Origin of the sequence: Kurthia sp. FSL E2-0154, from assembly GCF_038003625.1 — a bacterium.
In the GTDB taxonomy this organism is placed as follows: Bacteria; Bacillota; Bacilli; order Bacillales_A; family Planococcaceae; genus Kurthia; species Kurthia gibsonii.
The window spans coordinates 185,408-198,185 of the sequence record NZ_JBBOPO010000001.1 but is presented as its reverse complement, the minus strand read 5'-3'; the positions used below and the strand labels follow the sequence as shown (position 1 = coordinate 198,185).

Annotated in this window: 13 protein-coding genes; 5 read left to right on the top strand and 8 right to left on the bottom strand. The window is 35.5% G+C overall.

The genetic code is table 11. The features are described 5' to 3' along the window. Positions 1–126: 126 nt before the first annotated feature. Both MHB75_RS00810 and MHB75_RS00805 read right to left on the bottom strand, forming a co-directional pair. Entirely contained in the window at positions 127–534 is a 408-nt protein-coding gene (locus MHB75_RS00810) for a hypothetical protein (RefSeq protein WP_340995265.1), read from the bottom strand. 325 nt (positions 535–859) lie between these two features. Continuing rightward, positions 860–2,980 carry an ATP-dependent Clp protease ATP-binding subunit gene (locus MHB75_RS00805; RefSeq protein ID WP_373863123.1) on the bottom strand — a complete coding sequence of 707 codons (2,121 nt, stop codon included), beginning with the start codon at positions 2,978–2,980 and terminating at the stop codon, positions 860–862. A 175-nt stretch (positions 2,981–3,155) separates the two neighbouring features. Between MHB75_RS00805 and MHB75_RS00800 the strand changes: the two genes are divergently transcribed. Continuing rightward, positions 3,156–3,845 (top strand): Crp/Fnr family transcriptional regulator, encoded by a 690-nt coding sequence (locus MHB75_RS00800; protein WP_340995262.1) that lies wholly within the window; start codon positions 3,156–3,158, stop codon positions 3,843–3,845. Between the two features lie 88 nt (positions 3,846–3,933). Here the strand turns inward: MHB75_RS00800 and MHB75_RS00795 are convergent, their stop codons facing one another. Continuing rightward, positions 3,934–4,608 (bottom strand): ABC transporter ATP-binding protein, encoded by a 675-nt coding sequence (locus tag MHB75_RS00795; protein WP_445667012.1) that lies wholly within the window; start codon positions 4,606–4,608, stop codon positions 3,934–3,936. 82 nt (positions 4,609–4,690) lie between these two features. Here MHB75_RS00795 and MHB75_RS00790 point away from each other — a divergent pair, with 82 nt between their 5' ends. Next, positions 4,691–5,044: a terpene synthase gene (locus MHB75_RS00790; protein WP_340995260.1), complete on the top strand. Its 354-nt coding sequence runs from the start codon at positions 4,691–4,693 to the stop codon at positions 5,042–5,044. Between the two features lie 221 nt (positions 5,045–5,265). Here the strand turns inward: MHB75_RS00790 and MHB75_RS00785 are convergent, their stop codons facing one another. The 3 genes from MHB75_RS00785 to MHB75_RS00775 all read right to left on the bottom strand — a co-directional run bounded on the left by MHB75_RS00785 (position 5,266) and on the right by MHB75_RS00775 (position 8,472). After that, positions 5,266–7,260, bottom strand: a complete 1,995-nt coding sequence (locus tag MHB75_RS00785) for an acyltransferase family protein (RefSeq protein ID WP_340995258.1) — start codon at positions 7,258–7,260, stop codon at positions 5,266–5,268. 75 nt (positions 7,261–7,335) lie between these two features. Continuing rightward, positions 7,336–7,644 carry a metal-sulfur cluster assembly factor gene (locus tag MHB75_RS00780; RefSeq protein WP_068457542.1) on the bottom strand — a complete coding sequence of 103 codons (309 nt, stop codon included), beginning with the start codon at positions 7,642–7,644 and terminating at the stop codon, positions 7,336–7,338. A 60-nt stretch (positions 7,645–7,704) separates the two neighbouring features. After that, the gene (locus MHB75_RS00775) at positions 7,705–8,472 is read right to left on the bottom strand and encodes a prolyl oligopeptidase family serine peptidase (RefSeq protein ID WP_340995257.1); all 768 of its coding nucleotides are present in this window, start codon (positions 8,470–8,472) and stop codon (positions 7,705–7,707) included. A 66-nt stretch (positions 8,473–8,538) separates the two neighbouring features. Between MHB75_RS00775 and MHB75_RS00770 the strand changes: the two genes are divergently transcribed. The 3 genes from MHB75_RS00770 (at position 8,539) to MHB75_RS00760 (ending at position 10,665) form a co-directional block, all read left to right on the top strand. Next, a complete protein-coding gene (locus MHB75_RS00770) occupies positions 8,539–8,832 on the top strand; it encodes a hypothetical protein (protein ID WP_340995255.1) in 294 nt (97 codons plus the stop codon). Between the two features lie 138 nt (positions 8,833–8,970). Then, positions 8,971–9,777, top strand: a complete 807-nt coding sequence (locus MHB75_RS00765; RefSeq protein WP_340995253.1) for a Cof-type HAD-IIB family hydrolase — start codon at positions 8,971–8,973, stop codon at positions 9,775–9,777. A 24-nt stretch (positions 9,778–9,801) separates the two neighbouring features. Continuing rightward, entirely contained in the window at positions 9,802–10,665 is an 864-nt protein-coding gene (locus tag MHB75_RS00760; protein ID WP_340995251.1) for a DegV family protein, read from the top strand. 46 nt (positions 10,666–10,711) lie between these two features. Here MHB75_RS00760 and MHB75_RS00755 read toward each other — a convergent pair whose 3' ends face one another. Together MHB75_RS00755 and MHB75_RS00750 are read right to left on the bottom strand one after the other, a co-directional pair. Beyond that, positions 10,712–12,178: an alpha-amylase family glycosyl hydrolase gene (locus MHB75_RS00755; protein ID WP_340995248.1), complete on the bottom strand. Its 1,467-nt coding sequence runs from the start codon at positions 12,176–12,178 to the stop codon at positions 10,712–10,714. Positions 12,179–12,291: 113 nt separating this feature from the next. Then, the gene (locus tag MHB75_RS00750) at positions 12,292–12,669 is read right to left on the bottom strand and encodes a YisL family protein (RefSeq protein WP_068455470.1); all 378 of its coding nucleotides are present in this window, start codon (positions 12,667–12,669) and stop codon (positions 12,292–12,294) included. Positions 12,670–12,778 lie beyond the last annotated feature (109 nt).

Genomic DNA, 12,778 nt, shown 5'->3' with positions numbered 1-12,778 from the left:
GCTAAAACATATGTCATTTATGATAAATCCTTTTATACCAAGGGTTTATCACGACGTTTTAATCAATCTTTATTTTAATTATGGCTATTTTGAACAGACTTTATTTTAAAATAATAATTCATTCTATCAATTACTGTTTTTCTTTTTATAAAGTCGCCACTCATAAAGGGCAGCTCCTATGAAACATTGAACAAATACCGCCTTATATAAAAATAATACAAGCGCCGTTGACATATTATCTCTTGATGGATCATAAGGTAAGCCATTTTCAAACTGGACATTACTAAAAAGAAAATGTAAAAACAGGCTTCCTATACTTCCGATTAAAATAAAAATCAAATTGCTTTGTGACTCTGGCTGTAGCTTTTCTCTCAAAAAATAATTACTCATAAACAGAATAAAAGGTGTAACAAGTACTAATAGATAAGCTATAAAACGATATACCTGATCAGTTAAAATACTGAACAAAAAACCACCTAGATGTAATATGCCAATCGCTACAATATTAATTAATGTCAGTCTAATACATTTCATCCATATACATCCTTTTAATATTTATATTTAGAGTTACCAAATAACTTAGCAATTGGTTTTCGAATATTATGAACTTTTCCTCTTAAATTTAATCGTGTATGTAAAACGCTCATTTACTTATACGCAATAATTTTAATATAAATAATATATTTTTGATAAAAATGCACCATGTAAAAGATTAACATAAAATACAAATAGATAAAAGGGTTATTTAAAGAAATACTTATTTTATTAGTAAAATTTTATTTTTTTACTTACATTCATCAAAAATAGGGCAAATAAAAAGGAACCACATCAAATGTGATTCCTCTTCCTAAAATAAATCTTATTTCACTTTAATCTCATTGTCTTCTACATAAACTGTTAGTGTGTCGCCAGGTACTTTTTCACCTTTTAATAATTCTTTTGCGACTGGTGTTTCTACATGGCGTTGGATAAAGCGACGAAGTGGTCTTGCGCCGAATGCAGGATCCGCTCCTTCTTTCGCAATCCAATGAATAACATCATCGCCAACTACCAATTTAATCTCTTGTTCTGCTACACGTTGTACGAGATGGTTCACGTACTTACGTGTAATTTCGTAGAAGTGCTCATCTGTTAATGCGTGGAACATGATGATATCATCTAGACGATTTAATAGTTCTGGTTTGAAATGATTTTTCAATTCTGCCATCACTAAATCTTCCACTGCATGTCCTTCTGTATTGTGTAAATCAAGTAAATAGTGTGAACCGATATTCGATGTCATAATGACAACTGTATTCGTAAAGTTCACCATACGTCCTTGACTATCTGTAATACGACCATCATCTAAAATTTGAAGGAGAATGTTTGCGACATCTGGATGTGCTTTTTCAATTTCATCTAATAGAATGACCGAATACGGATTACGACGAACTGCCTCTGTTAATTGACCGCCTTCTTCATAGCCGATATAACCTGGAGGTGCACCCACAAGTCGAGATACACTATGTTTTTCCATGTATTCCGACATATCAATACGTACAAAATGGTCTTCTGAGTCGAATAGTTGTGCTGCGAGTGCTTTCGCAAGTTCTGTTTTACCTACACCAGTTGGTCCTAAGAATAAGAACGAACCGATTGGTTTATTCGGATCTTGGATACCTGCACGCGCGCGCCATACAGCTTCTGAAACAAGACGAACTGCATCATCTTGTCCGACTACACGCTCATGTAGTGTATCTTTTAAACGAAGTAATTTTTCACGTTCTCCCTCTAACATTTTCGTTACAGGAATACCAGTCCAGCGAGATACGATACTCGCAATTTCTTCCGCTGTGACATCTTCACGTAATAGCTTATCTGAGCTTTCTACTTCTTCTTCTAAATTCGCTAGCTCTTTTTCAAGCTCTGGAATTTTACCATGTCGTAGAATCGCCGCTTTATTCAAGTCATATTGACTCTCTGCTTCTTCTAATTCATGACGATATTGATCGAGTTTTTCACGTTTTTCCTGCACAATTTGAAGCGCATTTTTTTCACGTTCCCATTGTTCACGCATCGATTGTGATGAATCTTTTAATTCTTGTAATTCTTCACGTAACGCTTCTAAACGCTTTTTACTCGCATTGTCGCCTTCTTTCATCAATGCTTGTTCTTCAATTTCCAACTGCATTTGTCGACGTGTAACCTCATCTAATTCAGATGGCATCGAGTCGATTTCTGTACGAATCATCGCACACGCCTCATCGACTAAGTCAATCGCTTTATCTGGTAGGAAACGATCTGTAATATAGCGATTTGATAATTCTGCCGCTGCCACAATCGCACGGTCATGGATACGTACACCATGGTGTAATTCGAAACGTTCACGTAAACCACGTAGAATGGAAATTGTATCTTCTACAGATGGTTCGCGTACAAGCACTTGTTGGAAGCGTCGTTCAAGTGCAGGGTCTTTTTCGATATTTGTACGATATTCATCTAATGTTGTCGCACCGATACAATGTAGTTCACCGCGTGCTAACATTGGTTTTAACATATTCCCTGCATCCATCGAACCTTCTGTTTTACCTGCACCAACAATGGTATGAATTTCGTCGATGAATAAGATAATATTTCCTTCTGCTTCACGTACTTGTTTTAAAACACCTTGTAGACGTTCTTCAAACTGTCCGCGATAACTTGCGCCTGCAATTAATGCGCTCATATCAAGTTCATATATTTGTTTATCTTTTAAACCTTCAGGTACGTCTTTTTTTACAATACGTTGTGCTAGACCTTCAACAATCGCTGTTTTACCTACACCTGGTTCACCGATTAGAACGGGATTATTTTTTGTTTTTCGAGATAAAATGCGAATGACATCACGAATTTCTTGGTCACGTCCAATAACAGGGTCCATCTTACCTTCTTTAACTGCCTCTACTAAATTACGTCCATACTTCTCTAGCGGATTTTCTTCTTCTTGGTTCATTTGATTCATTTGCATTATTTTTCCCTCCTGTTTGACTATCTTTGACTATTTATTAATTTTATTATATCGACTTCATTTCAAAAACTCAAGTAATATATTTGACCTTTTTTGACTTTCATGTTTTTTGTACTGTTTATTATTTATGTTAAAATAAAAAACAGTTAATTATGGAGGTGTTTTGATTGTGTTTGATGCAGTCCCCCAAATCGTCCAGCAGATTTTTAAAGCACATGGTACAAAACATCATTTCGTTCGTCATCAACATATTTGTACTGCAGGTGAAGCGGCAACACATCTTTATTTTGTGGAAAAAGGTCGTATTGCCATTACAAAAGAGAGCGTTGGTGGTAAAGAATTAACACTTTGCATTGCGACGAAAAATGATTGTATTGGTGAAAGTATTTTATTCACCCCACTTATTACATACCCACTTTCAGCAAAAGTATTAGATTGTTGTACCATTTTTGCAATTTCGAAAGAACAGTTAGAACATGAATTATCCGAAAACCTTGCAGCACTACGGGAATGTCTCACATGGATTCAAATTCAAAGAATGCGTGAACAAACTAAATTACGCGATTTATTATTATATGGAAAAAAAGGAGCACTCTCCTCTACACTCATTCGTTTAGCGAATTCATATGGCGAAAAGAAAACAGACAAATCGATTCAAATTAGCGAAAAATTTACACATAGCGAACTAGCAAGTCTTTGTGCAACAAGTCGTGAAGTTGTAAACCGCTTATTACAAGAATTAAAAAAAGAAAAAGTCATATCAGAAGAAAATGGCTACCTTACAATCCACCGTTTAGATTATTTACAGCAGTTTTGTGAATGTGAGCAGTGTGTGGAATTTTTATGTCGTATTAATTAGACATGAAAAGAAGGCCACTGCTTTTTTATATGACCTTCTTTGTTGACTATATTTCGATTAGCTATATTCTAATTATATGTTTCATAAATTAACTACTTTTAATCACATGCATTTTCTTAGATTTTAACTCTAGAATCGTATCACATTGTTCTGCAATCTCTTTTTCACGTATAATGACAATGACACATTTGTTTTGTTCATGTGCTAGTTGTTTAAACAGGCGAATGATTTCGAGTGAGTTTTGTTCGTCTAAATTACCTGTCGGCTCATCTGCTACGACAAGTCGCGCATCACAACACATGGCGCGTACAATCGCAACACGCTGTTGCTGTCCGCCTGATAAATGTTGGACATTCTTCTTCGCCATTTCAGCATCCATTCCTACCTTTTGTAACATCTCGAGTGCATATTCTTTTCGATCTGCTTGTTTAGAGTGCGTAATTTCAAGAGCTGCTGTTATATTATCAAGTGCCGATAAATAAGGTAGTAGATTATACGACTGAAAGACAATCGATACACATTCATTGCGATAACGTGTTGAACCAATCTTTTTTAGTGACTTCCCTTCGTAATAAATATCACCTGATTTTGGTGTATCCAGTCCTGCAATTAGAGATAAAAAGGTCGTTTTACCCGAGCCACTCGATCCTAAAATACCGTATAATTTTCCTTCATCAATAGCAGCTATAACTGCAATGATTGGTCTAACTGTTGGGAAATTGTTACTACATCCAAAATTAATTTTCGGATAGGAGAATTTTATGAAATTATTTAACAGAATATTAAAACTTAAAAATCTAGAAGTTTTTAAGTTTTTCAAAGAAAGCAATTCGGTATGTTACATCTTGCTAGAAGATACTAGACGACCTCTTTCAAAAGAAGAAATAAAACGTGATCCATTATGTTATATGGATGAGGAAGATATAAATGAAATTTTAAATGTTTTCAAAATTTCATTTATAAGTGATGAGAAACTAGAAGAAGAAGATTCTTATTTTTTAAGAACTTTTTTCTCAGAATTAGTTAATAATACAGATATAACTACTTTTATTATCGATGAGTTTGTAAAAAAAGATTTATATGATGCCCCCCATTTAGATGAAGTTCCATTTTTCAATAACTTGTTGACGTATATAGATTCGGATATTGTATTGAGCGAAATAGATGATCATAAATGGATGTATTTATCTCAAGACTAAGAAAATATCACTCTAATTTATAATTTTTGTAGTAGAATACTTAAATTTTAACAAGGAAGGCTGTTTTTTTGTTTTGTATGGACGTGTGGATGTGACTTATGCAGAAACAGCATCGCCCAAAATGAAAATCCGCAAACAGACCAAAAAGAGCTTCAGCATTTTCATGTGCCGAAGCTCTCTTACTTTTAACTGGGATTTTCCCCCAGACTCTTCTAACTATTTTATTTTTTTAAGATATCATTAAATTGTTTTTCAAAAATCGGCGCAAAAGATTCGGCATACGTATTTGTAATATGATCGTAATCACGATAAACGACCACATTCCCAATAATCGGTCTGAATTCATCACCTATTTTGAAATACTGTGTTAAATCTAAAGTATGAAACTCTTGGCTTTGTTCTAGTTTAGTCCAAGCTGCTCCGTCTAATTGATTTTGTTCACGATTCATTTTCTCAATCGTTTTTTGTTCACCATCTTGATCAAGAGACTCTACAACATTGAATGTATAGCGTGGATTATCACGTAATGCTAAAACTTCGACACTCGCTTCCTTTAATTCACGCAGTGGATTTAAAAGATGTTCTTGAATACGTTCTTTATCTGTATTCGAAGCTGTCGCATGCCCTACTACTAAATCGATATCCTGTTCTTTAATATAGGCTAATGTATTTTCCACCCACTTAGACTTGATATCATCTTCATCATAACCTGTAGAAAAACGAGTAGCGGAACGTGTCATATTGAGCACACGATAATCCGTTCCTTCAACTGCTTTTAATACGCCACCTAGCCATTGTTCGGAATGTGAACTTCCGACAACTGCGATGGTAGCTGTGTACCCTTCTTTTTTACCATAGACACCGACTTTTACATCCGCTTTTTTTTGAGTTTGATTACTACCATCTATATGCGACTGTGGTAAATCATTAAATACATTGGCTAAAGTTGGATATGCAGGTACATCTGGTACTTCAACTTTTCCAAGAGCTGCTACTGCTCCAGGATAATTTTCAACAGTTTTATTTTTAGCTTGTTGATTTTGCGTAAAAAGATTTGTACTCACCAAAACAGCAATTAAAATAAGGTTCACCGTTCCAATCCATGAAATTCTACGGAATGCACGACGCGTCGTAGAAGATTCGCGAATCGGTTTTTCAATGAAGCGCGTCATTAAATAAGACAAGATGAATGAAGCAATAATAATCGTCATACCTTCTAAAAAGTTCGGATTCTCTCGGCTAATATTATAGTGATAGAACGAAAGAATAACCCAGTGCCATAGATAAACACCGAATGACAAACCACCTAATTTAATCATAATAGGTGAGGCTAAAATACGACGTACACCAAAACGAGTTACCACTGTTCCAGATACAATAATAAAGACAGCACAAGCCATTGGCCATAGTGCAATATAACCTGGGAACATTTGTGATACATCAAATAACATACCTGTTAAGATTAGGCCAATTAAGCCTAGCCATCCTAATATCATGGCGACTACTTTATTGATGCGAATGTATGCTAGATTTACACACAGTAATCCACCTAACGAGAATTCCCATACACGTGTAAATGTAATGAAATAAGCAAATGGTTGGTTCACTGAAGTTAAATATATTGAATAACTAAGTGATACGATGAATACACTACCTAAAATAAAATTAATTAATTTTCGGGTATTCGTGATTTGATATTTTTTAATCGCCCATAAAATAAATGCAAATAATATAAACCAAATTATGTAAAATTGACCTTGGATGGACATCGCCCAAAAGTGTTCTACAGGAGTTTTCATTTGTTGTGAATCGAGATAATCTGTATTTGAAAATGCTAACTGCCAGTTTTCAAAATAGAACATGGAAGCAATAATTTCTTTAATCGTTTTATCTAGGATTGTTTGCGGTAATAAAAAGAAGCTAAGTAAAAGAACGACTGCTAATATAAAAAATACGGATGGCAATAAACGTTTCAATAGCTTAGAAATATAGGGTAGGAACTTAAACGTCCCTGTACGATTAATGGTTGAAATAATAGAGGTTGTGATTAAAAATCCAGAGACTACGAAGAATACATCTACACCACCTGAAACGCGGTTAAACCAAATATGGTATGTGGCGACTAGAAGTGCTGCAACAACACGTAAACCCTCGATTTCGGGTCGGAATTTACGTTCAATTTGAATCAATTGTTTATCCATTTTAAAAAAATTCAATTCTCCTATCTTTATTTATTCATAAAAAAATGACCTTTACGATTCAAGTATCGAACGTGAAAGGCCATTCTATTATTAACGTACGCCTAGAGCCATTTTTGCATAACGCGTCATATTGTCTTTTGACCATGGTGGATTCCAAACAATATTTACGTCTACATCTTTTACTTCTGGTAATTCAAATAGTGCTGTACGAATTTGGTCGATAATCATTGGTCCCATTGGGCAGCCCATTGATGTTAATGTCATTGTAACCATTGCGACGCCTTCATCATTCATATCTACGTCATAAACAAGACCTAAATTAACGATATCAATCCCTAATTCTGGGTCAATAACGTTTTCAAGTGCGCCTAGGATACTGTCTTTCATATCTTGATCGATTGCCATGAAAGTTTACCCCTTTCTACATAGTGTTAAGTTTATCATAACAAAATTTAAGGCTTATGCCAAATACTCTGCAAACCAATCAACGTTTGCAAGCATACCTTTACGATTTACTTTATGACCTGAACTTTTTGATGTCATATGTTGCCACTTCTCAGGATCATCTGCATACTGTTCTTTCATTGCTTCATAAAAAGCATGTGCTGGTGCATATGGAACCATTTGATCTTTTTTACCATGCCAGAAGAATACAGGTCGTCCTGCTAATTTTTCAGGATGACTACTAATTTCGAAGTAAGCTAGCGTGCGGTATAAATGTGCCAATTCTTCTTCAGAAAGCGGTAATGGTAATCCCATCGCTTCTACTTGTTCGATTTGTACTTTTGCTAAATCAACATAGTTTGGTGTACCCATCATCACTGCCGCTACATCAATCCATGGATAGACGGTTAGGCATCCTAATGTCGTAATCGCTCCCATTGACGTACCACTTAAACCAATTTTTGTACCTTCTTGAATAATCCCTTTTTCTTGTAACGCGTGGTAAATTGTTTCAACTTCCTCGATATTCGTTAAGACAATCTCCCAAAATCGTAAACTTAATTGAACAGGATCGAGATGTTCGTCACGATCACCATGTAAGATGGCATCTGGCATAATGACACGCATTCCTTTATTCACATAATTATAAGCATAGTGCAAATTATGCTCTTTCGCACTTTCAAAACCATGTAGAAATAGGATGGTTGGTGTCGACGCATCCATCGTTTCATCATAGATGTGTAGTAGTGGGATATTACCCCATTGTTCTTTTTTAATCTCCATTTCCTGTTCACTCCTTTACATTCTTATCCTTATCGTAACAGAAATTATTTTATGTGACGAATAAAAATGAACAAAATCGGGAAAAGGTCATTTTATAAAGCAGTAGACAATTTGAGTAAGTATTGTATAGGATTCCAAGCGATTTTTGCTTTAGCCGTTGGTATTTTCTTTTTGGCACGCGGAGTTTTTGCTTTGGTGAAAGACAAAGCTGCCAGATTAATCGTTTTAAGTTTTGTATATGGTGCAGTGCTTATAGTTTATGCGTTCTTTTATAATTCAATTAATTCTTGGTTGTTCTTTGGTGTCATTATCGTATTCAGTACAATTAGATTCGCTATAAATCCTAAAAAAGTAAATTAGTAAAATGATATGAAAAGAAAATTAGCAATTTCCAATTTTCTTTTTTATTATGACTTATTCACTCTTTTCGAAAGGAAGTTTTGACGGAATACGGTCTATAAGGGTAAAATTACGGGATAGAGAGGAGTTTTGCGATTCATGAAGCCTCATTTAATTGTGCTTGATTTAGACGGCACATTATTAACGGATGAAAAAGTGATATCACCTACGACCAAAGAAACAATCTCGCAAGCAAAGTCAGTAGGACATCAAGTAATGATTGCAACTGGGCGACCTTTTCGCGCCAGCAAACATATTTATGAAGAACTAGGACTACATACACCAATCGTTAATTTCAACGGTGCATACATTCATCAACCGCATCACACGCAGTTTAAAACACAACATAATCCGATTCAATTACATACTGCAACGGACATTGTGGAATCTCTTCATGAATACCGTCTTGCCAATGTCATTGCGGAAGTGATGGATGATGTTTATGTTGAACAGCAAGACGATCCACTTCTTGCGATTTTAGGAATGGGTAATCCACGTATGACATATGGCAAAATTAAAGAGCATCTAAAAGATGATCCGACAAGTTTATTACTTCATGCAAGTGACCAAGAAGTTGCGATCATTCGTGAATTTTTAGAACATACGAAAGCAGAAGTGATTGATCATCGTCGTTGGGGTGACCCGTACCACGTAATCGAAATCGTGCGCAGCGGTATTCATAAAGCAATTGGTTTAGAAGTCGTTTCAAAGCATTTACAAATTCCAAAAGAACGTATTATTGCATTTGGTGATGAGGATAATGATTTAGAGATGCTTGAATATGCCGGTCTTGGCGTGGCAATGGGCAATGCGATTGGCGATGTAAAAAATATTGCAAATGAGATTACGGACAGTAACAACGAAGACGGAATCGCGCGTATTTTACGTGAACGTCTAAAACTCTAAATGAATTATAGGAGGTGTAAGCACATGAAACTATTTGCAGATAGCGCATGTGATTTACCACAATCTTTTTATGTAAATAATAATGTACATCTATTTCCACTACGTGTTGAACTAGATGGCAAAGAATTCGACGATGTCATTGGCATTGATGTACAAAAAGTATATGACGAAATTCGAAATGGAAAATCGCCAAAAACATCTCAAGTATCACCTGAAGTATTTTTGCATGCTTTTGAAGAACTTGCAAAATCAGGCGAGGAAGGTTTATATATCGCATTCTCTTCTGAACTTTCAGGTACATACAACACTGCTCGCATGATGCGTGAACAGGTGCTTGAAAACTATCCTGATTTAAAACTCGAAATTATTGACTCGAAATGTGCATCACTTGGTTATGGTATGGTCGTAAAAGAAGTGGTTCGCATACGCGACCATGCCTACTCATTTGAAGATATTGTAGCGCGTACACGTTTCCAAGCAGAACATATGGAACACTTATTTACTGTAGAAGACTTAGATTTTCTTGCTAAAGGCGGACGTGTTTCTAAAACAAGTGCTTTCATTGGTGGATTATTAAGTATTAAGCCACTCCTTCACGTAGAAGATGGCAAACTAATTCCAATCGAGAAAATGCGTGGTCGTAAAAAAGTGTTTAAGCGTATTTTAGACGTAATGGAAGAACGTGGTGAAACACTATCTAAACAAGTCATTGCAATTAGTCATGGTGACGACCTAGCAGCTGCACAGGAAATGAAGGAAATGATTATCGAACGCTTCCACCCTGTAGCTGTTGAGTTACATGTGATTGGTTCGACTATCGCATGTCATGCAGGTCCTGGAACAATCGCTGTCTTTTTCTTAAACGAATTATATCCTGAAGCTCTATAAATCAAAAAAAAAGGTTGAGACCTATGTGTTATAAACACATTAGATCTCAACCTTTTTTAAAGAGATACACTATATTCCTTCCCCCCTTCTTTTTTCGCACGCCACCAATCACAATCGTAATCATAAGCAATACAAATAGTGTCCCTACAACCGCCAGTGATAGATACGGAAATTCAACATTCTTTCTTGGCTGGATTTCAAAAATTTCTGCCTGTTCACGATCTAATGCGATACGATATTTTTGATTAGGACTCGCATAGATCTTTTCTTCATCTAATAAGCTTACCAATTCTCGATTCTTGCCTATCGCTTTTTCAGAAAGGTTCATTTGCTGCGTCTGGTCTGTATTATTGACAACTACGAGCCACTTCTTTTTATCATCATATCGTTCGTAAGCGACAAAACCATCTTGATGATTTAATAATTTGAATGAACCATTTCGCAAGGTTGGATTATCTGAACGAATTTTTTGAAGCTTTCCGATGTAATCTGTTAGCTCATTATTTTCTTTAAATTCCATCATGCCAAGTGTATCGGGTGGACTTTCTCCACTCATTTCATTTTCAGTACCATACATCATAATAGGCGTCCCTGGTAAAGTAAATAAGGTCGTTAGCGCCAATTTCAACTGTGGACTCGATTCACCTTTCGATATTTTGGTGTGTTCTGAAAAACGTGTATTATTCACATCATCAATCATGAGTAGACGTGGATTAACTTCACGATCTTCTCGAATATTTTTCACAACCGATGTAGCAGTCGCATTCGGTTTTTTAAAGACTTCCTGAAAAGCTCTCATCTTTCCTACATCATAATCCACATCAAAATTCGCATCTGAGTCATTATCAGATAGGACGACTAAGTCAGGATTACTTGCTTTTAAAATCAACATTAAATCATTTAAAAAAGTTGGATCTACACCTTGTATCCCTGTAAGTCGAATACCATCCACTTGATTATGATAAGCATAATCTGCTGCAGCTTTCATCAAAGCTTTTTTCACTTGTTTATTTTCTAAATTCCAATTAATCGTTCCCTTTTCAGTCGCGGGCTTCGTCCAATTCGCTTTTTCACCTTTTGGAATCAATATATTCTTTTCACTCACACCATTAATCGGAAAATCAGCAATTATTTTGATTTGCTCTTCATTTAAGGCTTCACGCATCTTTTGATAATCTGCTTCTGTCCCAAAGTAAGGCTGTAGTTGACCATAATCCACTACCTTTTTTCCACGATAGTCTTCTGCTTTTGCTAGGCTTCCGAGTGAAACATATGAAAAACGCAATTTTTTAAAATAACTTGCCTTCGTTCGAACTCCTTCAAAATCGCCACCCATAAAAGGCTCTTTTAGATTTGTCGGTCCATTATTTGCTGGGTTCCCATCCACAAAACGATCAATAATAATGTCATAAATACTCTCATCGTGCATGTCCTGCTTAGCTTTTACAAAAAAGGTAGGCGAAATTAAAAAGAGTAAACATAACGACAAGATGAAAGAACTTATTTTTTTCATCTATCCTTTGCCACCTTTCATAATCTATTCACTCTTATCCTTTACCCCCTTTAACGAAAAAAAGTAGTACAAACCATAAAAATTGGTCTGTACTACTTTTTATAGGTGGTTTTTTAGAAGAACTGGAAGCCCATTGGCAATTTGAAGCCCAGTACAAGTACAACGATTAAGCAGATAATAAAACCTGCCCACATACCACCAGTCGATTTACCTTTATTGCTGCGAACTAATACTAATTCCATAAAGGCGATTACACCTAAACCGAATAACAGTTTAAATCCGTACAACATACCCTGGCCGTAGTCAAGCGCTGTAATGAATAAAGCAACACCTGTTGCGATAATCAAAATATAGAATAGACGTAAAATCATATGTGTAATTTTGCGCCCTTTTGAACCTTTTTGCATACTAACTGCAACAAAGAATAAAATTAGTGCTACAACCCATGTCGTAATATGCAAATGAGTTTGTGAACCTAAAAATTCAAGCATGTTTTTCACCTCGTATAATTGTCATATTTCTTTTTCATGTTACCAAAGAGATGCAGACTATACAAACAAAAATACCCACAGAAAACGAATATAGGAAGAAGATACAAAA

Excerpts from the sequence above, each read along its gene's own strand:
- MHB75_RS00770 (WP_340995255.1), top strand. The coding sequence starts at position 8,539 with ATGAACAAAATCGGGAAAAGGTCATTTTATAAAGCAGTAGACAATTTG.
- MHB75_RS00775 (WP_340995257.1), bottom strand. The coding sequence starts at position 8,472 with ATGGAGATTAAAAAAGAACAATGGGGTAATATCCCACTACTACACATC.
- MHB75_RS00750 (WP_068455470.1), bottom strand. The coding sequence starts at position 12,669 with ATGCTTGAATTTTTAGGTTCACAAACTCATTTGCATATTACGACATGG.
- MHB75_RS00765 (WP_340995253.1), top strand. The coding sequence starts at position 8,971 with ATGAAGCCTCATTTAATTGTGCTTGATTTAGACGGCACATTATTAACG.
- MHB75_RS00810 (WP_340995265.1), bottom strand. The coding sequence starts at position 534 with ATGAAATGTATTAGACTGACATTAATTAATATTGTAGCGATTGGCATA.
- MHB75_RS00805 (WP_373863123.1), bottom strand. The coding sequence starts at position 2,980 with ATGAATCAAATGAACCAAGAAGAAGAAAATCCGCTAGAGAAGTATGGA.
- MHB75_RS00760 (WP_340995251.1), top strand. The coding sequence starts at position 9,802 with ATGAAACTATTTGCAGATAGCGCATGTGATTTACCACAATCTTTTTAT.
- MHB75_RS00755 (WP_340995248.1), bottom strand. The coding sequence starts at position 12,178 with ATGAAAAAAATAAGTTCTTTCATCTTGTCGTTATGTTTACTCTTTTTA.